This window comes from Rhodococcus sp. MT28 (genome assembly GCF_058792695.1).
In genome coordinates this window covers 396,032-418,931 of the sequence record NZ_JBXAFD010000002.1, presented here as the reverse complement: position 1 = coordinate 418,931, position 22,900 = coordinate 396,032, and the positions used below count along the sequence as shown (strand labels likewise).

Annotated in this window: 15 protein-coding genes and 1 pseudogene; 5 read left to right on the top strand and 11 right to left on the bottom strand. The window is 61.0% G+C overall.

The features are described from left to right. Positions 1-75 precede the first annotated feature (75 nt). Together AC1Q6C_RS10240 and gltB are read right to left on the bottom strand one after the other, a co-directional pair. Positions 76-1,527, bottom strand: a complete 1,452-nt coding sequence (locus AC1Q6C_RS10240) for a glutamate synthase subunit beta (RefSeq protein WP_215515550.1) — start codon at positions 1,525-1,527, stop codon at positions 76-78. After that, on the bottom strand, positions 1,520-6,118 hold the full coding sequence (gene gltB / locus AC1Q6C_RS10235; RefSeq protein WP_215515549.1) for a glutamate synthase large subunit: 4,599 nt from the start codon (positions 6,116-6,118) through the stop codon (positions 1,520-1,522). Before gltB ends, AC1Q6C_RS10240 begins: the two co-directional genes overlap by 8 nt. A 556-nt stretch (positions 6,119-6,674) precedes the next feature. On the opposite strand from gltB, the gene AC1Q6C_RS10230 reads away from it, so the two are divergent. After that, positions 6,675-8,114 (top strand): phytoene desaturase family protein, encoded by a 1,440-nt coding sequence (locus AC1Q6C_RS10230; protein WP_492666601.1) that lies wholly within the window; start codon positions 6,675-6,677, stop codon positions 8,112-8,114. 124 nt (positions 8,115-8,238) lie between these two features. Here AC1Q6C_RS10230 and AC1Q6C_RS10225 read toward each other — a convergent pair whose 3' ends face one another. Continuing rightward, positions 8,239-8,637: a DUF4192 family protein gene (locus tag AC1Q6C_RS10225; RefSeq protein ID WP_487759431.1), complete on the bottom strand. Its 399-nt coding sequence runs from the start codon at positions 8,635-8,637 to the stop codon at positions 8,239-8,241. A gap of 435 nt (positions 8,638-9,072) precedes the next feature. On the opposite strand from AC1Q6C_RS10225, the gene AC1Q6C_RS10220 reads away from it, so the two are divergent. Next, positions 9,073-9,492, top strand: coding sequence for a hypothetical protein (locus tag AC1Q6C_RS10220; RefSeq protein WP_193594685.1), 420 nt, complete (start codon positions 9,073-9,075; stop codon positions 9,490-9,492). Between the two features lie 101 nt (positions 9,493-9,593). Here AC1Q6C_RS10220 and AC1Q6C_RS10215 read toward each other — a convergent pair whose 3' ends face one another. The 6 genes and pseudogenes from AC1Q6C_RS10215 to AC1Q6C_RS10190 all read right to left on the bottom strand — a co-directional run bounded on the left by AC1Q6C_RS10215 (position 9,594) and on the right by AC1Q6C_RS10190 (position 15,296). Next, a complete protein-coding gene (locus AC1Q6C_RS10215; RefSeq protein WP_193594686.1) occupies positions 9,594-9,860 on the bottom strand; it encodes a WhiB family transcriptional regulator in 267 nt (88 codons plus the stop codon). Positions 9,861-11,058: 1,198 nt separating this feature from the next. Then, positions 11,059-11,445, bottom strand: a complete 387-nt coding sequence (locus tag AC1Q6C_RS10210; protein WP_064443455.1) for a hypothetical protein — start codon at positions 11,443-11,445, stop codon at positions 11,059-11,061. 742 nt (positions 11,446-12,187) lie between these two features. Next, positions 12,188-12,841, bottom strand: coding sequence for a hypothetical protein (locus AC1Q6C_RS10205; RefSeq protein WP_492666600.1), 654 nt, complete (start codon positions 12,839-12,841; stop codon positions 12,188-12,190). Between the two features lie 245 nt (positions 12,842-13,086). After that, positions 13,087-13,758: a hypothetical protein gene (locus tag AC1Q6C_RS10200; RefSeq protein ID WP_492666647.1), complete on the bottom strand. Its 672-nt coding sequence runs from the start codon at positions 13,756-13,758 to the stop codon at positions 13,087-13,089. A 90-nt stretch (positions 13,759-13,848) separates the two neighbouring features. Further along, positions 13,849-14,070, bottom strand: a pseudogene (locus AC1Q6C_RS10195) (DUF2510 domain-containing protein); the annotation flags it as partial. Positions 14,071-14,216: 146 nt separating this feature from the next. Further along, complete coding sequence (locus AC1Q6C_RS10190) at positions 14,217-15,296, bottom strand: SHOCT domain-containing protein (protein WP_492666599.1); 1,080 nt, start codon at positions 15,294-15,296, stop codon at positions 14,217-14,219. An 826-nt stretch (positions 15,297-16,122) separates the two neighbouring features. Here AC1Q6C_RS10190 and AC1Q6C_RS10185 point away from each other — a divergent pair. The 3 genes from AC1Q6C_RS10185 to AC1Q6C_RS10175 all read left to right on the top strand — a co-directional run bounded on the left by AC1Q6C_RS10185 (position 16,123) and on the right by AC1Q6C_RS10175 (position 18,293). Continuing rightward, positions 16,123-16,449, top strand: a complete 327-nt coding sequence (locus tag AC1Q6C_RS10185; protein ID WP_492666598.1) for a hypothetical protein — start codon at positions 16,123-16,125, stop codon at positions 16,447-16,449. Positions 16,450-16,547: 98 nt separating this feature from the next. Next, positions 16,548-16,973 carry a hypothetical protein gene (locus tag AC1Q6C_RS10180; RefSeq protein ID WP_492666597.1) on the top strand — a complete coding sequence of 142 codons (426 nt, stop codon included), beginning with the start codon at positions 16,548-16,550 and terminating at the stop codon, positions 16,971-16,973. A 1,113-nt stretch (positions 16,974-18,086) separates the two neighbouring features. Then, positions 18,087-18,293 (top strand): hypothetical protein, encoded by a 207-nt coding sequence (locus AC1Q6C_RS10175; RefSeq protein ID WP_492666596.1) that lies wholly within the window; start codon positions 18,087-18,089, stop codon positions 18,291-18,293. Here AC1Q6C_RS10175 and brxL read toward each other — a convergent pair. Both brxL and pglZ read right to left on the bottom strand, forming a co-directional pair. Next, positions 18,248-20,395, bottom strand: coding sequence for a BREX system Lon protease-like protein BrxL (gene brxL / locus AC1Q6C_RS10170; RefSeq protein ID WP_492666595.1), 2,148 nt, complete (start codon positions 20,393-20,395; stop codon positions 18,248-18,250). The genes AC1Q6C_RS10175 and brxL overlap by 46 nt on opposite strands. Next, positions 20,395-22,899 carry a BREX-1 system phosphatase PglZ type A gene (pglZ, locus tag AC1Q6C_RS10165; protein ID WP_492666594.1) on the bottom strand — a complete coding sequence of 835 codons (2,505 nt, stop codon included), beginning with the start codon at positions 22,897-22,899 and terminating at the stop codon, positions 20,395-20,397. Before pglZ ends, brxL begins: the two co-directional genes overlap by 1 nt. Between the last annotated feature and the right edge of the window lies 1 nt (position 22,900).

The window sequence follows — 22,900 nt, the reverse complement described above, 5'->3', positions numbered from 1 at the left end:
CAGATCGTGCGAATTGCTTGCAGAAACAAAGCCGCACCCCACCGAATGCGGTGGGGTGCGGCTTTGTGAGAGCCTCTAGCGCTGCGGAGCCGCTGTCGGGTGGATCGGTGACGGAAGGGCCGTGACACCCTCGAGGTAGGTGTCCACAGCGGCTGCTGCGGAACGTCCCTCGGCGATGGCCCAGACGATCAGGGACTGGCCGCGGCCCATGTCGCCGGCCACGAACACGCCGTCGACGTTGGTGTTCCACTTCGACGTGCGGGCGACGTTGCCACGCTCGTTCAAGTCGACACCGAGATCGGTGAGCAGACCCGGCTTCTCGGGACCGACGAAGCCCATGGCCAGGAGCACGAGATCGGCTTCGAGCTCGAAGTCCGAGCCCTCGACCCTCTCGAAGCGACCCGACTTCATCTCGACCTCGTGAGCCTTGAGACCGGTGACCTTGCCGTTTTCACCGACGAAGTTCTCGGTGTTGACGGAGAACAGACGCTCGCCGCCCTCCTCGTGAGCCGAAGCCACGCGGAACATGAGCGGGTACGTCGGCCACGGAGTCTGCTCGGCGCGAGTCTCCGGCGGACGCGGCATGATCTCGAACTGGTGGACGCTGGCCGCACCCTGACGGTGCGAGGTGCCGAGGCAGTCCGCTCCGGTGTCGCCGCCGCCGATGATGACAACCTTCTTGCCCTCAGCGGTGATGGTGGGAGCGTCGAGGTCACCCAACTGCACGCGGTTGGCGATCGGCAGGAACTCCATCGCCTGGTGGATGCCGTCCAGTTCGCGGCCCGGGATCGGAAGATCGCGAGCTGCGGTGGCGCCGCCGGCCAGAACCACTGCGTCGAACTGCTCACGCAGCTCGTCCGCGGTGATGTCCACGCCGACATTGACGTTGGTCTTGAAGACGGTGCCTTCGGCTTCCATCTGCTCGAGACGGCGGTCGATGTGCCGCTTCTCCATCTTGAACTCGGGGATGCCGTAGCGCAGCAGGCCGCCGATGCGGTCTGCCCGCTCGAAGACCGTCACTGCGTGACCGGCGCGGGTCAGCTGCTGCGCTGCAGCCAGACCGGCCGGACCACTGCCGACAACCGCAACCTTCTTGTTGGTGGCGTGCGCGGCGCGAACCGGCTTGACCCACCCTTCGTCGAAGGCCTTGTCGATGATCTCGACCTCGACCTGCTTGATGGTGACCGGATCCTGGTTGATGCCCAGGACACAGGACGCCTCACAGGGTGCGGGGCACAGTCGACCGGTGAACTCCGGGAAGTTGTTGGTCGCGTGCAGACGCTCGATGGCGTCGTGCCAGTGGTCCTTGTAGACCAGGTCGTTCCACTCGGGAATCAAGTTTCCGAGAGGGCAACCGTTGTGGCAGAAAGGAATTCCGCAGTCCATGCAACGGCTGGCCTGGGTCTTGAGGGTTTCCTTCGGGAACTCCTCGTAGACCTCTTTCCAGTCGAGCAGGCGCAACGGCACCGGCCGGCGAACCGGAAGTTCGCGCGACGTGTGCTTCAGGAAGCCGCTTGGATCACCCACGAGCTGCCTCCATAACTGCCTCGTCCACGTTCTTGCCATCCTTCTCTGCGGCCGCGATGGCCAAAAGAACCTTCTTGTAGTCGCGGGGCATCACCTTTGCGAAGTGACCCACCTGCTGCGACCAGTCAGCGAGGATGCGCGTGGCAACCTCGGAGCCGGTTTCGTCGCGATGACGTTCGATGGCGCCCTTCAACCAGGTGAAGTCGTCGCCCGAAAGATCCTCGAGGTCCACCAGTTCGGTGTTGAGGTTCTTCTCGAATGCCTTGTCGGGGTTGTAGATGTACGCGACGCCACCGGACATGCCGGCGCCGAAGTTACGTCCGGTGGCTCCGAGGATGACCACCTTTCCACCCGTCATGTACTCGCAACCATGATCGCCCACACCCTCGACGACGGCAGTGGCGCCGGAGTTACGGACTGCGAAGCGTTCGCCGACGACACCGCGAAGCAGAGCCTCGCCGCTGGTGGCGCCGAACAGGATGACGTTGCCACCGATGATGTTGTCTTCGGCGACAAAGCCTTCCGCTGCATCGAGCGGCGGGCGTACGACGATGCGTCCACCCGAGAGGCCTTTGCCGACGAAGTCGTTGGCGTCGCCGTGCAGGCGCAAGGTCATACCGCTGGGCACGAAAGCACCGAAGCTGTTACCGGCGGAACCGGTGAACGTGATGTCGATGGTGCCGTCGGGCAAGCCCTCTCCACCGAACGCCTTGGTGACCTCGTGGCCGAGCATGGTGCCGACCGTGCGGTTGACGTTGGTGATCGCGGACTCGAAAGAGACCGCCTCACCCTTGTCGAGTGCGTTGCGGGCCGAAACGATCAACTGCTGATCGAGCGCCTTGTCGAGACCGTGATCCTGCGTGCCGGTGCAGTGGACGTCCTGGTCCATGAACGCGGACTCGACCTGGGTCAGGATCGGCGACAGATCGAGATTGCCTGCCTTGCTTCCCTTCCAGTGATCGAGAGCGCGCGTGGTGTCCAGCATGTCGACCTGGCCGACGGCTTCGAGCAGCGTGCGGAAGCCGAGTTCCGCGAGAAGCTCGCGAACCTCTTCGGCGATGAACATGAAGAAGTTCTCGACGAATTCCGGCTTGCCGCTGAAACGCTGACGCAGCAACGGGTTCTGCGTCGCGACACCGACGGGGCAGGTGTCGAGGTGGCAGACGCGCATCATGATGCAGCCCGAGACCACCAGCGGTGCGGTGGCGAAACCGAACTCCTCGCCGCCGAGCAGGGCAGCGACGACGACGTCGCGACCCGTCTTGAGCTGGCCGTCGACCTGCACGACGATGCGGTCACGGAGACCGTTGAGCAGCAACGTCTGCTGGGTCTCGGCGAGGCCGAGTTCCCAGGGTGCGCCCGCATGCTTGACGGAGGTCAGCGGGGTGGCACCGGTGCCACCGTCGTGACCGGAGATCAGAACGACGTCGGCATGTGCCTTGGAGACACCGGCCGCGACCGTTCCGACGCCGACCTCGGAGACCAGCTTCACGTGGATGCGGGCCTGCGGGTTGGCGTTCTTCAGGTCGTGGATCAGCTGAGCGAGATCCTCGATCGAGTAGATGTCGTGGTGCGGCGGCGGCGAAATCAGCCCGACGCCAGGCGTGGAGTGCCGAACCTCGGCCACCCACGGGTACACCTTGTGCGCCGGAAGCTGGCCGCCCTCACCGGGCTTGGCTCCTTGCGCCATCTTGATCTGGATGTCGGTGCAGTTGCTCAGGTAGTGCGAGGTGACACCGAAGCGGCCCGACGCGACCTGCTTGATGGCACTGCGACGCAGATCGCCGTTCTCGTCCGGCGTGAAGCGCGACGGATGTTCGCCGCCCTCACCGGAATTGGAGCGGGCGCCCAGACGGTTCATCGCGATGGCGAGAGTCTCGTGAGCCTCGGCGGAGATGGAGCCGTAGCTCATCGCACCCGTCGAGAAACGCTTGACGATCTCGCTGGCCGGCTCGACCTCGTCGATCGAGATCGACGGCCGCTTGCCGATGTTGAAGTCGAACAGACCACGCAGAGCGGCAAGGCGCTCCGACTGGTCGTTGACCATGGTCGTGTACTCCTTGAACACCTCGTACTGACCTGTGCGAGTTGCGTGCTGGAGCTTGAAGACCGTGTCCGGGTTGAACAGGTGGTACTCGCCTTCACGACGCCACTGGTACTCGCCGCCGACCTCGAGCTCGCGGTGAGCGCGCTCTTCGGGACGATCGAGGTACGCGATGCGGTGACGTGCTTCGACGTCGGCTGCGATCTGGTCGAGGCCGATGCCACCGAGCTGCGACTGCAGACCGGTGAAGTACTCGTCCGTCAACTCCTGCGAGAGGCCGATGACCTGGAACAGCTGAGCACCGGTGTACGACGCGAGCGTCGAGATGCCCATCTTGGACATCACCTTCAGGACACCCTTGCCGGCTGCCTTGATGTAGTTCGCGATGCCCTTCTCGAGGGTCAGACCTTCGAGCTCGCCGTTCTGCAGGAACTCGTCGATGGTCTCGAAAGCCATGTACGGGTTGACCGCTGCGGCACCGAAGCCGATGAGGAGCGCCATGTGGTGCACCTCGCGGGCGTCGCCGGCCTCGACGATGAGACCGACCTTGGTGCGCGACTTCTCGCGAACCAGGTGGTGGTGCACGGCCGAGGTGAGGAGCAGCGACGGGATCGGCGCGTAATCCTCGGTGGACTCACGGTCCGAGAGCACGACGATGCGTGCGCCACCCTCGATTGCCTGCGAGACCTGGTACTTGATGCCCTCGAGCGCACGACGGATACCGTCGCCGCCTTCCTTGACGGGGTACAGGCCGCGGATCACGACGCTGCGGAAGCCCGGGAATTCGCCGTCGTCGTTGACGTGAACGAGCTTCGACAGGTCGTCGTTGTGCAGGATCGGCTGCGGGAGCGCAATCTGCTTGCAGGAGTCCGCATTCGGGTGCAGCAGGTCACCCTCGGGGCCGATGGTCGCGCCGAGGCTGGTGACAACCTCTTCACGGATCGCGTCGAGAGGCGGGTTGGTGACCTGAGCGAAGAGCTGCGAGAAGTAGTCGAACAGCATCCGGGGACGTGACGAGAGCACGGCGATCGGAGTGTCGGTACCCATCGAGCCCAGTGCCTCGGCACCGGAGAGAGCCATCGGCTTGACCAGCAGGTTGACCTCTTCGTTGGTGAAACCGAAGAGCTGCTGACGCAGGACGACGCGCTCGTGCGACATGTACGTGTACGGACGGTCCGGCAGGTCGTCCATGTGGATCAGACCTTCGTCGATCCACTGCTGGTACGGGTGCTCGGCAGCGAGTTCGTTCTTCAGTTCCTCGTCGCTGATGACCCGGCCCTGCGCGGTGTCCACGAGGAACATGCGGCCGGGCTGGAGGCGGACCTTGCGGACCACAGTGGACGGATCGATCGGCAGAACGCCGACCTCCGACGCCATGACGACGAGGCCGTCTTCGGTGATCCACAGACGCGACGGACGCAGACCGTTGCGGTCCAGCACGGCGCCGATGACGGTGCCGTCGGTGAAGCACACCGACGCCGGTCCGTCCCAGGGCTCCATGAGAGCCGAGTGGTACTCGTAGAACGCCCGACGAGCGGGGTCCATGCTCTCGTGCTTCTCCCAGGCTTCCGGGATCATCATGAGAACTGCGTGCGGCAGGCTGCGGCCGGCGAGGTGCAGCATCTCGAGCACCTCGTCGAAACGAGCGGTGTCACTGGCGCCCTGGGTGCAGATCGGGAAGATCTTGTCCAGGTTCTCGCGGCCACCGAAGACGTCACTGTCGATCAGGGACTCGCGAGCGCGCATCCAGTTCTCGTTGCCGGTGACGGTGTTGATTTCACCGTTGTGAGCGACCCGGCGGAACGGGTGCGCCAGCGGCCACGACGGGAACGTGTTGGTGGAGAAGCGCGAGTGGACCAGGCCCAGTGCGCTCTCGACACGATCGTCCTGCAGGTCGAGGTAGAAACCCTTGAGCTGCGGGGTGGTGAGCATGCCCTTGTAGACGAACGTCTGGCCGGACAGGCTGGGGAAGTACACGGTCTCGCTACCCGGGCCACCCTTGCCGGCGCCTTCGGAGCCGAGTTCGTGCTCGGTGCGCTTACGCACCACGTATGCACGACGCTCGAGATCCATGCCGGTGTACTTGTCACCCTCGGAGCCGATGAAGATCTGACGGAACGTCGGCATCGCGTCGCGCGCCAGTGCGCCCAGCGATGAGTCGTCGGTTCCGACCTCGCGCCAGCCGAGAACCTTCAGGCCCTCTTCGACGACGATCTTCTCGACTGCAGCAGCAGCCTCGTGTGCATCGGCATCGCCCTGCGGGAGGAATGCGATACCGGTTGCGTACGCGCCTTCGGCGGGCAGCGCGAAGTCCACGACAGCTCGGAAGAACTTGTCGGGAACCTGCAGCAGAATGCCCGCACCGTCACCCGTGTTGGGTTCTGATCCGGCAGCGCCGCGATGCTCGAGGTTGACCAGAGCGGTGATCGCCTTTTCGACGATGTCCCTGCTGCGGCGACCATGCATGTCGACAACAAATGCGACTCCACAGGAGTCGTGCTCATTGGACGGGTGATAGAGGCCCTGGGGGCCTGGAAGTTGCTTCATACCCAGCCTTCGTATGCCATAAAGATGCACCGACGACCAGCAGCGCTGATGGCCATCAACTTGCAATGCAAGTCCTTCAAAGCACCGACACGACGATGTGTTCGGTACCACCGAAGTAGCCGCCCTGCGCAGACGCGATGGTGTGCGTTCTGGCACCCGGCGACGTGAGTCTTCGGTCGGTTGAAACTTTTGTGAGTCAACCGTGTAACGAAAACGATAATTCAGAACCCCGGCACGGGCGCAACTAAGGTAGCCCTATAATTGCTCTGAACTGCGGCGATGCAGGGAGCCAGAAGGCCCCTCGACAGATTTCGGAGCTGCGTCTGTGCAGAGAAGTTCCGATTCACAGGATACCGAATCCGCAGGAAACAGGCGCGATGGGCGATGAATGCAACAACTGGCCGCAGCGATAAGAATCAGCTGCGGCCAGTGCGCCTCGAACTGTAACAAAAGTTGATCGATCAACCAAGGTCTAGGCCTGAATTGTTTGCTCGCAGAATGCCATCGCTGTAATTTCCGTAGGCTCACCCTTGAGAAGACGGGTGGCGAAGAGCAAATGACAACAGCAGTAGTGGTGGGCAGTGGTCCCAACGGTCTCGCGGCGGCGATCGAACTCGCCCGCGCCGGAATCGACGTCCATGTCATCGAGGGTGCGGACAAGATCGGCGGCGGCACCCGCAGCAGCGAATACATAGTCGACGGACTCGTCCACGACGATTGCTCCGCCTTCCATCCCACAGCTTTGGCTTCTCCTTACTTCAAGGAACTCGACCGCGAATTCGGCCTCGCCGATCACGGCCTGACGTGGCTGTGGCCCGAGATCGATCTGGTCCATCCACTCGACGACGGCACCGCCGGGGTTCTCTGGCGCGACATCAACCGGACCGCTGACGGATTGGGTGCCGACGGTAAGAGGTGGCTCGACGTCTTCGGATACCTCGCCGAGAACTTCGACGAGTTAGTGCAGGACGTTTTCCAGCCGATCGTGCACGTTCCGAAGCACCCGCTGATGCTCGCGCGTTTCGGGACGGGTGCTCTGCTTCCCGCGACGGGTTTCGCGCGGATGTTCAAGACCCCACAGGCGCGGGCATTGTTCGGTGGCGTCGCGGCGCACATGTTCGGGACGCTGACCCTTCCACTCTCCAGTGCTGTCGGCTCGATGCTCACTGCGGCCGCTCATGCTCACGGTTGGCCTGTGGCACAAGGTGGTTCGGGCTCAATTGCAGCCGCTCTCGCGTCGATCCTGCGAAGCCTCGGTGGCACCATCGAAACCGGGAACTGGGTCACCAACTACTCCCAGATCGCCGGTTACGACATCGTCATGCTCGACATCGCCCCCGATGCCGCCGGTCGTCTGCTCGACGGTCGGCAGCCCGACCGCATCGCCCGGGCCTACCGCAAATTCCGCTACGGCACCGCCGCCTACAAGGTCGACTACGCCGTGCGCGGTGACTCCGACGGAAGCGTCGTGCCGTGGACGAATCCGCATGCCCGCAAGGCCGGCACCCTGCACCTGTCCGGGACGATTTCGGAGACTGCTGCTGTCGAACGCCAGACCGTTCGGGGTCAGATGCCGGCCAAGCCTTTCATTCTGTTGGGCCAGCAATTCTTGGCCGACCCCTCCCGTTCCGTCGGAGACATCCATCCCGTATGGGCGTATGCGCATGTGCCGCATGGCTATCCGGGCGACGCGACCGATGTGGTCACGCGTCAGATCGAGCGGTTCGCGCCGGGGTTCCGGGACCGGATCGTGGGCGTCCACGTGCGCAATGTGCCGCAGATGCAGGCGTACAACCCCAACTATGTGGGCGGCGACATCTCCGCGGGGGCGAACACTGCGCGGCAGATCATCGCGCGCCCCAGGTTCGGGCTGGACCCCTATGCCACCGGGGCCCCGGGCGTGTACCTCTGCTCGTCCGCGACTCCCCCGGGCGGCGGGGTCCACGGGATGGGTGGGTTCAATGCGGCGCGGGCGGCGCTGAAAGCGCGGATTTGAGGCGTCCCCGATGGGGACGACATTTCGGACAAACGCCTTCGGAGGAGTCCCTAACCCAGCCGGCCAACACGGACAAAACGAAGATGCCCGGCCCAGTGGCCAAGGCGAACCCGCGACAGAGCAACTAATGGCATGAGGCGCAGAACATGCATTGCTGGTCGGGCACCTCGCCGTTGGTGTCGAACCACCCCGCTCCGACCTCGAGAGACTCCGCGACAAGAGTGCGGATGCTGCGGATTCCCATGCTGTCGAGCTCGCGCTGAGCTGCCTCGATCTGGTCAAGTCCGGCGGCTGCCACCGGACCGGTTCCGATGACAACCCAGATGACGGACGTGGCTACGGCTTGCTCGAGTGCGACGCGGTAGTGGGTTGCCGCGTCGGCTCCGATGACATCGGTGCGCGCAACGAACGCGAGCGTGGCCGGTGATCCGGTGAGAGCGATCATCACGACGGAATTGGCGGGGACCAAAGCCGGGATTGCTGCCAAGACGTCGGTGGCGGCCCTCAAACAGATGTTCTGCATGTCGTTCCCCTTGCTGTGAAAGTGACCGGGCCCCGTGCCCCGCCAATTTTTTCGCCTTCTGGTAAAGGAGAATCGCGTCGGTATGAGGGCCGGAGTGCCACCCCCGGGCCGAGAAAATTTTGGTGGGAGCGTGCGAGTGGCGAAAATTTCTCGGAGCCACCGGCCGGCGCTTGCGCCGCCAGGGGTTGTGCGCAGGTCACCGCCGACGAGAATCGGAAAGTCAGAAGTGAAAACAATCAATGCTTTTCACAGAACGGAGCGCAGCGGAGTTCATTTCGGGGGACACTGAAGGTGTCCGGCCGCCGGTCAGGTGGATCCAGATCGTGAGTTTGGCAGCTCTGCGTCGCTCGCCACTTCGGTGGCAGCCTCTACCGGTCGTCGTCTCTGTTAACTGCGCTGAAGCCGGGTATCCCATCCCAAAGACAGGGGTACGTGATGAGATCACACCATGGCTTACAGCGAACATCGATCGTCGCCGGCATCGGGGTCGCGCTGCTCTTCGGCCCACAACCTGCCGCTGCCGCACCGACCGACACCGTCTTCCCCGTTCCTGTCGTGGGGGCATCGGTCACTGCAACCGGCCTCCCTTCTGTGGGCGCCATGTACGTCACCGCCAGTACCGATCCGGCGGCGCCGGGCGTCACCCGATTCATCGCAGACCGCTACTGCTGCGTCTTCATTCACTGGCAAAACATCTCCACCGGAGCGGCGGGCATCGCGTACCTCGGATATCCGAGCGTCGAGGCCCAGACAGGGGCGGGCATCGTGGTCGCCGCCGTCACAGTGCCGACCGGGCCGCCGAATTATCCGGCAGTGATGATTCAGCCCGGTGGTGGTGCCTGGACGGTCCCCTGACCGAACCGGTAGAGCGCGTTCACCGGCAACTGCTGGGACAACCTTCGTGGCGTTGCCAGACTTAGTGCTTCACAAGGACGCTGCCCTTGGTCCGGAGGTCTCTAAGGCGCTTTCGAAGGGGCATGGAACCGGAGCCGTCCGGCGGAGTAGCGGCGTGCCGTCCCCGGAAGGGTCGCAATTTTCCCCTCGACGATATGTCGGCCACCCCAGATCCCAGCCGCTTCCTGCCGGTCGAGCGCACCCGTCAAACACTGATGAAGGTGAGAGCATTTGCGGCACAACGCTATTGCAATCGACAGTTCGCTGCGGACCGACGAGAACCACAAATCCGGGTCGTAGGATCGACACGGGACCTCTGCACTGTCCATGCCGTCATCCTGACATGAACGCGGCCGTCATCCTGACATGAACAAGAAGGTTCACATCGTTGCGGAAGGACTCCTTACCCATGTCCACAGTGAGAACCTGCACAAGGCCGGACCTCATGGTTTCACTCGGCTGAGAAGCGCTCGAAGAAACCGGCACACCGCGGTCACCGCAAAGAGAGGACACTCGGAAGTGGTCCGGTTCTGTGCTGGATCGAGCCGCCAGAACCCGTCGAGTACTCTCTCATTCGTACTCGGCGGGCACAGCACGAGACCTTCTTCGGTGCTCGTCGATCTCGAATGCGCCGCTGTTCCAGCCGAAACCAGGTGGAGTGAGCGGGCGGCGACGGTGCGATGTGCCCCGACAACGACATGCGAGGCACTCCTCACAACAAAGCACTGGCGGGTTCTCGCCACCGTGTTTCGCGGCAGATCTGCCCAGCAGTCGTCATGAGGATTAGGTCGCCACGTAGACCGATCTGCACGGTTTGTGCAGGTCAGGACTTCAGCTTTCGCTGCGGTCAGGTCAGAGTGGCGACCTGCTGCTCGTCGCGGTTCCAAGAATAGTTCGGGGTCCGACAGTGATGATGTCCCTAGTTCCTGACGGCCGAACCTCTAGGTGCGCCTGTCGCCGAGTAGGGCGGTGATTTCGCTGTGGCGTGTTCTTTGGCCGGAAGACTTCCCTTGTCCAGAACCGGCACTGTAACGCACCACTATCAGGCGCGATGAACGAAGTAAGTCGGGGGGAGGAGAGATGCATGATCGGACGCCTACCTGATTTTCCCGAAGAAGTTCTGTTCTGGTACGCATTCTTGCTGCCACTGGCCGCCTGGCGGAATCCACTCTGAGGAGACCAACGATGATCGGATACTTACCTGACCTGTTTGTCATGCCTCCCGTCTGGGGGTGGGTCAGCACAGCCTGGAACGCATTTGCCACATGGTGGAGTCAGTTCTGACTTCGCTTAATCGCCACCAATCCCGCCCTCGATACAGCCGAATTGTCAGCGTGGAATATTTCAGAAATCAAACCATCAGTTGGTTTGCACTGATATCAAGAGTTGCACTGATATCACGAGACTGAGGGGCGGTACGGGTCTGGAAGTCGAATGTTTCAACGAGGTACCGCACTCTTCCTGAATTTTGGTGTGATGGGCGGTAAATGACCGGGGTTCGTCCGCGGCGGACGGTTCGCCGGTAGGTCAGTTACGGTTCTCGAGTTTGTCTGCTACTCGCTTGCCTAGGAGTTTGTCCACGGGGTGCCGATCGATCTGATTCAGTGTCAGGGACGACTCGGGGTGGGTCAATCGGGTCACGATCGCGGTCGATGGCTCCGGTACCTCCAGTGCGACCTCCCGTGCTTCGGTGGAGTCGATGTTCTCGTACACCCATTCGTTCGCGTCGTCTTCTCGTCCGAAGTCGGCGGTCAGGAACCAGTTTGCGATGAACATGCGGCTTTTCGGCAGCAGCGTCCACACTTTTTCGCGGTCGATCGCAGCGCGTGCGCCCGGTCGCGTGACGGCGAGCCATTCCAGTGCGCCGCTCGACGCATTGCTGACCCGCCAAAATTCCCAACCATCTTTAGCCACGTACGTCACTTCCTCGTTCTGATCAGTGGTCCACTGAGTTCGCCGAAAACTTACCTTGCCGCACCTTCATCATTTCTGCTGGCAAGTCAACGTCCTTCGCGATACGCCTGCGGCATTGGCGAATTGATTTGATACTTCTCGCGATGCCGGCGCAGCTATACGCAATGCAAGCTGGCCCAAGGTGTCAGAGAGGTATGAGAGCATCCGATATGGGCCGACGACGGAAGAAGCAAAATTCGGTAGAGCCGCCAAGTGAAAGCAAACGCCAGAGGGTTGCACGTGCCGAGTTGAAGCAGGTGGAGCAGTTCTTACGAACGGCGACCGACGTCGCATCTGCTCGTCCACTCTCCGAGCGTGAGCGCGAACTGGTTGCCGAAGCTCGTCGACTGCGCCGGCAGTTGTACGTGCGGCTAGGTCCGAAGCCTCTTCCTGTTGCGAAGAAAGTTCCGCATTGCGGAAGGCCGGCCCCGGCCGGAGGGATCCGCTCCGTCGTTTCCGGCGGTCTGCCCGGAACGGGTAAACGCCGATAAAAAGGACATCGACCAGCGCATCACTCAGCGGTGGCTACGGGACTCGACTTGGTAGCGATCGAGATCCCCGTGACATCGTAAACCATTGCTGTGCAGCATCTCTCGCAGTTCATCTGACATAATCTAAGTTATCGGCACGGAGGAAGGTCGGGTAGCGCGATAGGAGACGGATCACACAGGAGTTGCGGCGATTCTGATAATTCGTCGATCCGCTACCCGCAGTTCTGCCAGTTCACCTTCGTAGGTCCTGGTCTTTTTTCGATACCATCGCCGGCGAAGCTGGTCGTCGCATGGATGGGAAACTTCTTCCCCGCCGCCAGGCCCGGGAATTCTGTCGGATCGATGGAGACTACAAGGTCGTTGCCGTCTTGCTGCACTGTGGTGTTTTGAGGTTTGACGTCGAACGCGTTGCCCTCGTCGCTCTGATACAGATCTCCGTCCTCGATGGGAATCTCGACTCGGTAGAAGTTGTTTTTTATCGAGTCGAGTTCCTCGTCTTTCCCCAGTAGGATCGATACCGTCGTTAACGGCTTCAGGATGAATTGTTCATTCGGTGGATTGTTCGGTGGCGGAAATTCGTCATACGTAACTCGGAAAACGATCGCATCCGCAGTGTTCTCTTCGACCACGAAACGCTCGATAACATGCGGGGGAAGTGGCATGTCGACTCGTTTATCGGTGAAGTCCTTCGCATCCAACGCGATTCCCCATTCGCATGCGAGTTCGCGTGGTGTGTCGTCGTCGGGCAGCCCACATCCAGCTACCACACAGGCAGCAACCGCGACCGTGCCCGCGACCAATACGGTCTGATGGCTTCGCCGTTTTGGATGCGCAGAAGGTTGAACAGGGGCAATAAGTGGAATCATCCGGAGCCTTTCGCTGTACGGGCAACACTTCCCGCATACATTCTTTTCCTATTACTTGCTTATGGCGTTACATCCGATGCCGCCGGGTTGACTGAAGCTCGAACCGGGTTTCAGCAGCCGCGTGTCGTCCATATGTCGCACCGGTGACGGCGAAGACGATCATGGATTTTGCGGCGAAGACGGCGAAATAATCGGCTTTAACGCTTCGGGGCTGCCGCCTGAGTCTCTCTGATCTGGGCGCGAGCTTACGAGACTGTACGAATCTTGAAGCCGAATGATTCAAGAGGGCTTAATGCTCGTCCTGTATTTTGGTTGTTGACGGCGAAGACCGTGATTCGTCCGCTCTCATTGACACTCGAGGCATAGAAACGCATGTGGTAGGCCACGAGGTCGTTCTGCATCTTGAAGTTCGAGTCGTATTCGAGAATGAAAATGGTCTTGCTACCGGTGGTGATGCATGTCGCGCCACCAGTGGCGCCACCAGTCGCACCGGCGATCGTGGTTCCGTCGAAGAATTTTCCCGGCGCGCACACCGCTCGCAACCAATCCTCGGCACTTCCGTAAATCGCGTTGTCGTCGATTGCGGCCACGGATGCAGTGGAGTCCCTGGTGTCACTGTTCTTATCTTCTGATGACAGTGCAAGGCTGGCGAACACGGCACCGGCCACGAGTACGCCCGCTGATCCGATGGCGAGAGTGCGTACATGCGTTGCCCGCCCCGCGGCCGGGCCGAGTGGATCGTGTCGGGCCTTCGTGCGTGACTTCACGTAGAGGAAGAAGCCGCAGGCAGCGGCGACAAATGGAAATATGCCGAGCCGGATGTAGGTGCCTTGGGTGCTGGTGCCCCTGACGATCTGCCCCAATGCGATGAAGACCGCCCCCAGGGACAGCGCCATCAGTATCAGTGCGATTGACATGACAGAGACCGTCGTCCAATGCCGATGTATAGGCCCACGTTCGTGAGAGGTCGGTGTTGGACGCATCTGGGGACGTGTGGGCGCGGCATCGAGGGGCGCGGTGTGCGACGACCACGCTGTTCCGTCCCACCACCTGAGCACGTGGGAGTCGTGATCGGTATACCAGCCCGGATTCGCCTTCGGACCAGCGTTGCCAGCCGATTCGGAATCTATTGGTGTATCCCACAGATGCTGGAAGTTGTTGTGTGAGGACGGGTTGCTTCCCGACCTCGACGAGCCGATCGGGTCACGTGGATCAGGGGAGGCGGGCATCTTCGGATCGTGGTGGGAAGTCACAGATATTGCCCTCTACTTCAGGTGTGGTCATGTTCAAGCTCGAAAAATGAATCAAAGTTATGAAACGACGGGCGTCAGAGGTATCTGAACAATCCATCTCGCAGCGCGCTGTTCTGCGGCGGTTATGAGTTCGAGTGGCGGGCGATGGTTGCTTGTTTTGCTGCCGCGAATTCGGCGGCGTCGAGGATGCCTTGATGATGGAGATCGGCGAGGTTGTGGAGTTCTTCCGCCAGACTTGTCGAAGGCGCCGCGGCGATAGCACCGGGGCTGTGCTGTACGTGGAATGTCGGGCGCTTGTAGTCGATGATTTTCCTCTGAAGTTCGGTGAGGCGAGGAAGAGCCAGTTTGTGCTGCGCTTTGGGGAGAGGCAGGCAGTTCGACAGAGTGAAGGGACTCTCCCCGGCCTTGTTGCGGCTGGTGCCGGCCGATCTCCAGTAGTCGTGATTCGCGGTTCCCTGGTAGCTCGGGGTGAGCACTTCGAGAACACCGCTCATCATCCCGCTGTTGTATTCGATGTTGGTGATGTCCGAGTAGGGGAAGGTGGTAACTCGTCCACCACCCATGGATCCGGTCATGAAGCCGGCCATGCCGCCGACTTTCGCAATGATGAGACGGTCTTCGAATGCAGCGAGGATCCCTGCGGACCCGGAGTTGATGACGAACCAGGGCAATTCGTCTGGGGCCGTGTGCTCGTCTATGGTTCGCCACGCGACGTCCTTGAGCGGCGCACCGATAATTTCGACGTCGAATCGTCCGGCGTCGCGTGCGCGTACGTTTTCGGTGGCGGCAGCATCGCGGGCTCGAAGAGTCTCACGCATCCCGGGAGGGAAACCCACCGACGCCAGATGGTGGACGTAGTGACTGACGAAGTCGATGTCCGCGTCAGCGATCGCGCCGAACTGATGCACCTGCTGAGCGAGATCGGTGACGTGGAGTTGCTTCCCTGTCATCTTCTTGACGAACTCGAACCGGGAAATATTGTCGGCGTCGACAGCGACTCGGGGTCCGCGGGTAGCTACGTCGATGCTGCTGAATGCCATGACACGGGCATTGGTGATTGCGAGTCCGTCCAGCACGGGCCGGACTTGATTGGTTTTCGACAAGGCCCAGATTTCCTCACCAGGAAAGAGCTGCCCCCGCAAGTTCGCCACCCACTTCTCGGCAACTTTTTCTTTCAACTTGGGGGCGTACTGGGGTGCCAAGGCTGCTCCTTTTGTCAAGGATTTCGAGATGCCGCGGAGCGGTCGATAGTCTCTGATCGAGTACCTTATCGCCGGATCCGGCGGTGTTGTTTCGATCTTCTCGAAAAGCGCTTTCTTGCAGGATCTCTCCTACCGGTCAGGGGTCACACAGGACAGTCGATAGATCGCCGCGTCGGCGGCGTAGGCCGAGATAGGCCGAATCACCGCGAGTTTTCGTGTAGAGCACGACCTCCGACTGCCATAGTTGCCGGTGGAAATCATTCAGCCGCCTCATCGGTGGTCCAGGCACAAGAGGGACGGCACCAATTCCGTCCGTTGTCAGTGAGCCACTGTTGAACAGGGATCGGAAGACCTTCGACTATCACGGCGTAAGAAAAGGCGTCGGAAAGAACGTGGGCAAAGGCGTCGGAAAGAATTGGACCGCCGTCACCGCACACCCAACACCACAGGCGTTCTCGAAGGTCAGCGGCTCGGGTACGGACGGCGGCTCGTGCTCACAATGGCGCCAGTGCGACCTGACGATGACCGATCCCTGATCGCTGGCATTCGGTCCGCACGTTATGGGCAGCTTCCGCTGGAGTGTGTGAAACAGGACCAGACCGATATCGGCGAAGGCTCGGAAGATCCAGGCGGTAACCAATCCGCCGCACCGACCGATCCACAGTGGACGGGACGTCGGCAAGCCAAAGCGGCTCTCTAGCGCAATCCGGTCCGTGCGATGAGGAGCTAATGGTGAAGAAGTTGGACTACGACCTGGTCGGTGAACGGTTGTTCTCGAACTACAAGGTCAGGGCGAGGATCGAGAGGGATTACAGCCTCCCGACAGATGCCGCCACATCGTCAAGGTTCCTCGACTACGCGGTGCGCTATCTCGATCAAGAAGCGATGGATAACCCCCTCGCTCAGACGTACAGCAACCAGCAGGGTCTTCAAAGCTGCAGTCAACGCCCTCGGTAGCAACTCCCGGAACTGGGCGAGTTTCGTCAAGGTCCGTGACCGGCACCTCGAAGGACTTCTCTACGACTTCGACCCCGAAAAAACGCACACCGCCGTCCTCGACGGGACGTTGACGCTCGCCGATCTCCGCGAGCATTTGAGCGGGCAGGGGGCGCCGGCGATGCAAAAGCGATCGTCCGCTGGGCGAAGCTGCTGACCGATCATCCCAATTACTACGACCAGGTCCTCGGAATCGCGCGCGCCTTCGTCGCCCTCGCAGAGGAAGCCGGCTATCAGCTCGGCAACCAGCATCTGATGATGGTCCTCGCCGGCTACCTGATCTCACCCCCACGCCGGTGGCCCGGCGAAAAGCATCTCGACAGCGGCCTCGTTCGGATGACGCACCGCGAACGGGACCTACCGGGTATGGGGTATCCGCTCGCCAGCGAATTTCTTCGCAACCTGCATTGGAATGGTTTCAAACCCGACCGCCACATCACCAGACTTCTCGGGCTGTGGGTTCCCGAAATCAGGGAAACGGTAGAAGAGGACGTTGATCGTCTCTGTGCGTTGATCGGCAGCAAGAACCGATCACTCAAGTACTTCCTGAGGTACTCATTGGTCGGAGTTGCGATCACGCCGGACGGCAACTACTCACGCGCCGATAACCTCATCTGGATGCTCGGCGCCTATCTGGAGAAGAAGAACAAGGAATCGAACGTGAAGTACATCCACGAATGAGGATGTCGGCCGGCGATCAGCCACACGGATCTCATTCGATACCCAGGCGACAGTGGGCGTGCATTGCCGTTGTCGTCATCGGAGCGCTGGCTCTGGCAATGGGTGGCCCTTCGCTCTATCGGTGGGTGAGCACACGATCAGCCGCGAATGCCGCAGAGTCGCTGGCAACGAACCTCGGCTTACATCTGACAGATGACGACACGATCTTGTACGCCGAGAACTACAGTTCCTTTCCCGACTCGAGCGCATACCTGGTCATCGAGTCGAGTTCGCGCGCCCGCGCGGAAAATCTTCGCACCGAGGCCCATCTGACGTCATGCGGACCCACGGTGGCCCATGATTTCGATGAGGTACCGTCGGAATATCGTCCTGTGCCTTCATCGAATTCAATGTCGTGCGAGTCTCCGGTGACCAGTCACGGATTCCTTCGAGGTATGTGGAACCCCGCACTGGATCAGGGAAAACGTGTCTACATTTGGGCGATCCAGATGTGAGGGACGAGATAACGGCAGGACCGAATCTTCAATGCGTCCATCGGCTCCCCCTAAGTTCTCAGTCGCAGGTATCGCATGTGCCGTCGAGGGGTGTGGATATAAAGCAGGTCGGGCACAGCGGGCCAGTGGGGCCGGCTGAGCCTCGTGCCTGCGATTCGCGTTCGCCGGAGGACGTTCTGCTCACACAGTCCCGGCAGGGAGGCACATTTCGCATCTGCGCTTCGGTAGCCAGCTGTGGTGTGCCAAGAACCGTGCCGTCATCGAATTTGAAATGTCCGCAATCCAGGTCATGCCGCTTTCGGGGCGCTTGGCCTGTCGCCACCCCGTTCATGTCAACCGGCGGCACAACGTACCTGATCTCTGGATGACTGATCATGTCCATGTCGACGCCTTTCGCGCGGGTTTGCCCACGCAGGTTAACCCGAAAATTGAGAGCGATCGCTTACCCTCAGACCGACACTGTCGTTGGCCGATTCGATTCTGGTCCGTAAAGGGTTCTTTTCGCCCCTTCGCGACCGCACCCGTGACCGCACCCGTGACCGACTCATGCTGCACGGCGGCGCCAGTCATAGCAGCAAATCTAAAATCGACGCTGCCCGGCGAACGAGAATGAGGACGAATGACCGTAGAAGCTCCGATGTGGAGATTTCAATCGACCATCACCATTCCGTGGAAGGGCAACGCCGAGGTAACCATCACGGAATTGCTGTCAACGACGCTTGATGCCGCTCGTTCCGTCCTCATCGACGTCGGCAGGTTCACGTCCGTCGACGCCCGCCGTCAATTCGCTTCCCGGATATACGTCACGCCAAATGCCCTGACCTGACGGAACTCCTGCCGCGTACTGCCGAAGTCGAACCAACCGCCTTCTTGCTTCTGAAAGATGTCGAGGCCCCGGCCGAGATTGATTCGCCATCCGTTGTCCGTGCGGATCCAGCGATCATGACCGCCCGGGTCCTTAGCCACCTCAAGCTTGATGCCCTGTTGAGCAGCCCCCTGAATGATCTGACCAATCATCTGCAACTGCCTCTTCTGATACTCAAGGTCGGTTTCGAGCAGGGTGAAGAGCTTAAATGTCACCTCGTCAGCGGGGTCTTTGGTCGAGGCGATCAAGGCCAGTAACTCGACCAGATTCCGACCCTGGTGATTCATCCGGATGTACGGGTCGTGCAACTCGATCTCGGACGCGCCGCGCAAGTACGGCATAAGGAGCGTTTCGTAGGAGACCCCGCGTTGATTCTCGACGAAATCCCGGTGCCCTTGATACAACTCCTCCTTCACCGGGACGGAAACGACCGCCTTCTCCGAGCCGGCCGCACCCGCCACGGGTTGGGCCGAACCGACAAGGTCCGCGATCTCCTCGACAGCGTCCGGTCGATCGCGGTAGTAGTGCCGGGGGTACTCGTCTTCCTCCAATGTCGTGACAGCGGTCCACTCACCCGCGAGCGATTGGTACCCGAACTTCACCGTTGCCATAGTGGCGTCCATGCGCAGGATCTGGTCCTTGACGCGCTTGCGGCCCTCGATCGCGAAGCGCAAGATCTCTTCGATCTCCTGGGCGGTGGCCTGCTCGTGCGGGTAGAGCAGCTTCATCAGACCGGAGAAGGTCTTGTGGATGCCGTCTCGGTCGCGAGTGGAGATGTCGGAGCCGAGTGTGTAGTACTGCTGGTAACGATCGGAGTAGTCGAGATTTCGCATCGACTTGAGGACTTCGGCGATGTAGTCGACAACGAAACCGTAACCGCTGGAGAACATCTCGCCGCGGATCGTGTCGATTTCCCAACCAGGGATGTAGAAATGCAGGCGGTCGAGGTAGGCCGAGTCGTGGTAGCTCTCGGGGAGCTCGTCGAAGAGGTCGGAGTGTTTGAGCATGTACGGAACGGTGTGCGAGGTGTTGCCGACGAACACCATCGACGCCTCCGCGCCGAGCGTCTCGACACCGCGAGAGAAGGACTTGTTCGCCATGTAGTTCTTCATGATGTCGACCAGCGCCTTGTCGGTGCGCTTCTTCTTGCCCGCGAACTCGTCGAACGCGACGACGTCCCAGTAGCCGACGAGGCCGATCTTCCCGTTGGCGTTGTTCACGAACAGTTTCGGCACGGTGATCTCACCGCCGGAGATCAACATGCCGTGGGGCGAGAACTCAGAGTAGATGTGTGATTTGCCGGTGCCCTTCGGGCCCAATTCGACAAGGTTGTAGTTGCGCTCCACAAACGGGATCAGCCGGATCAACTGAAGTAGTTTCGCGCGTCGTCCGAACATCTCGGGGTTGAAGCCGATTGACTGGATCAGAAGGTCTATCCATTCATCGGTGGTGAACTCGGCTCGGGCCTCGAGGTACCCGGCGTAGTCGAAACTCGACATCTGGATCGGCTGCAATCGACCCAGAATCCAGGGCACCGCACGGGTGTCGTCACTGTGCAAGTACTCGATGTCGCACAGGCACCACACGCCGCCCACCAGCAGTTTCTGGTTCGCGGTCACCGTGCTCGAATCCACGAGCACCCCGCTGATGCCGACGTTCGCGAACGTCGCCTGATAGACGTCGTCCTTCTCGTTCAATGTCACGCTGACCCGGTCGATGATCCGGAAGCGACCCTTCTCGCGAATCTTCGACTTCACCAGCTCCGACTCGTTGCGGTGCACGTAGTGCTCGGCAAGGATCCGGCGCACCTTCTCGATGCCCTCCTGGATCGTCGCCTCGTCGTCGGACGCGGCGAACTGCCCGAGCAGGTACTCCAGCACGTACGACGGCACGATCGCGTTGCCTTTGACCGTCTTGACGAGGTCCTTGCGCACGACAGCACCCGGGAAATGCGCGTTGATCTTGCGGTCCAACGCTGTCAGCTCGGCCACAGCACTAGCAGGATCCTGCGCGGGAGTCTGCTCGCGGAGGGCCACCTCTGTCAGGTCGATGTGGTCACTCATCAGAAATCCCATCCATCGTCACTGGCGAAGGCACGTTTGACCGTGTACGGCGCGCTCTTGTACTTCTTCCACTGATCGGTGCCCTCGATCGGCTCCGAGAGCCGGAATTCGACGCTGTGGTTGTTGGCCTCGTCCGCGTTCCTACCGAGAAGCAGTGTCACGCTTTGGAACCGATCACGTCCAGCATCACTGCTCGAGTCGAAGGTCATCTCCTGCTCGTTGGAGATCAGTATGTCTCCGAAGTACAGCCCGGCACGCAGCCGCCGCGCAGGTTTGTGCGGCTCCACCTTCGCCGACTGGTACAGCTTGACGACGATCTGCCCCGTGGTGATCCGATCTGACTCGGGGTGGATGTCGACGTTCACCGGCTCGACGGTGTCGATGCGCCTCTTGTTGATCTGGATCACCGGCACCACGATCTCCTGCAGGGAGGCGCCGCCGTGCACGAACTGGTATCCGGCTCCGGGCTGCACGATCCGCTGGATCGAATTCGGGATCTGCACTTCCAGGTCGCTCGACAATCCCACCTGGTCGGACTGAAAAGTTGTGAACGCTGCGTCCTTCTTCAATCCTCGCCCCAGCACGTAGCGGCGCGTTGACTTCACGATCTGCTCGCCCTGCGGTTTCACCGTCTGGTTGAACTGCTCAGCCAGCTTGGAACGCTGATAGAGGAACCCGTGATCGGCGGTGACGATGATGTTCGTCGCGTTCGCGCTCGCGAGCTTCTTGACGATGTCGATCAGTTCGCGGACCGCGTCCGCTGCCGCCGTGAAGGTTCGGTGTTCGGAGACGGCTTTGTCCCCGGTCGCATCGATCGTGTCGTGGTAGACGTACAGCACTTGATTCGACGAGTACAGGTCGCGGCGTTCGGACGGCTTCATCTCGATGAAATCTCTCGCCTGGATCGCCGTCCCGCCGACTGCATTGAGGATCTTGCTGCGGTTCGCGGTACCGTCGGACTTCTGCCCGTCGACCAGCACCGGGTCGCCGTCTGAGGAATGTGCCAGCGTGGTGTGTGGGAGCAGTGCTGCCATCCCGAGTTGGGTATACGAGGGCAGGACGCCGAGCATGGCTTCGATGGTGGCGGAGAACTTGTTCTCTCCGCGGATCCTGGTACTCAGCTCGTCGGCAACCTCGTAGCGCAGTGCGTCGGAGACGATCACAACGGCCTTCTTGCGACCGGTGAGGCTCGGGGCGACGTAGTGGTCGTAGAACGAGGTTTGCGAGGTCGTATTAATGGTGCGCCACTGCGTGACCGTATCGACTTGCTGTTGCCATGCCACTCCGAGCGGAGCCAGAAAATTGGTGACATAGGCATTTTCGACCAGGTCTGCCAGTGCCTCGATCGGCTGCTTGAACTCAGCGGTGAGGTACGCCTGGGTGAACTGGCGATAGCGCTGGTCGATGCGGAACCACTCATCGCGATACCGTGTCAGTCCCTCGTCGAAGCTGCTGAAGTCGAACACGGCGTTCCGGATCGCCGGAATCAGTTCGGCTGCGGCGCTCAGCCCTTCATACAGGGTCGCGTAGTCGTCGAACCAGAAACTGTCACGACGTCTTGCGCTGATCGCATCGGTGATGTCCCGATACGGCATCGTCTGCGCACTGATCCCCTCCACCAGGCGTCGGATCACCTCACGCTCGCCGGCGTCGAAGATGTCCGTGTCCTTCAGTGTCTCCCAACCAATCTCACTCATGTGATCGGTGTAGTCGAGATTGCCCTCGACGGTTCGGGCCAGCGATTTCATCGCTGCACTGCTGCGCTTGGAGTCACGGAAACCGCGGAAGTCGAGCGACAAGTTTCGTGCCTTGTTCGACTCGGCGACTGCGAACCCGTCGACCGCGCGCTGAAACATCCACAGCACGAAACCTGCCATCGTCGGCGTCTGAGAGGTGAACCCGTAGATGCCGGAAGCTCCAGTCCAGTAGAAGTCCGCCAGGCCGTGGGAGGTAAACGCATCGAATCCGGCGGTTTCGCCGTCGGCGTGCTGTATCAGCAGCGTGCGGGTGAGTTCGGAGAAGCTGTGTTCCTTCTGGTTCAGAAGGACGGCGCACATCTGCGCCTGCACCACCGTCAGGTCGCCGCCGACGGGCGGCAACGATCTAAGCCTCGCCACCAGATTCGCGTCATTGAAGAACGACTGATACCTGGCAATCAACTCGTCGGAGCCTGGTGCTGTGAGTCCGAGGTCGACCCGCATCAACGCGCCACGGTCTGCGGTGAACACGGGGCCGTAGGCGAGTTCGATGTCGAGCAACCAGTTCCCGGCACCTTCGGGCACGCTGCCGGATCGGTAGATCAAGAACTTCACTGTCGGTTCTTGCCGCAGCACCCGATGTTTGACTGCGAATTCGTTATCGACGATTCGCAGTACCGTCACGTCGCTCGGTACGAGCGCGTCGATCCCGGCAGCGTAGCCGCTGTCGAGATCGTGCCATACGACGATGCGGGTGAAATCGAAGCGATTGGCAAGGTGCTCGGCGACCGTGAGAGTCTTACTCATT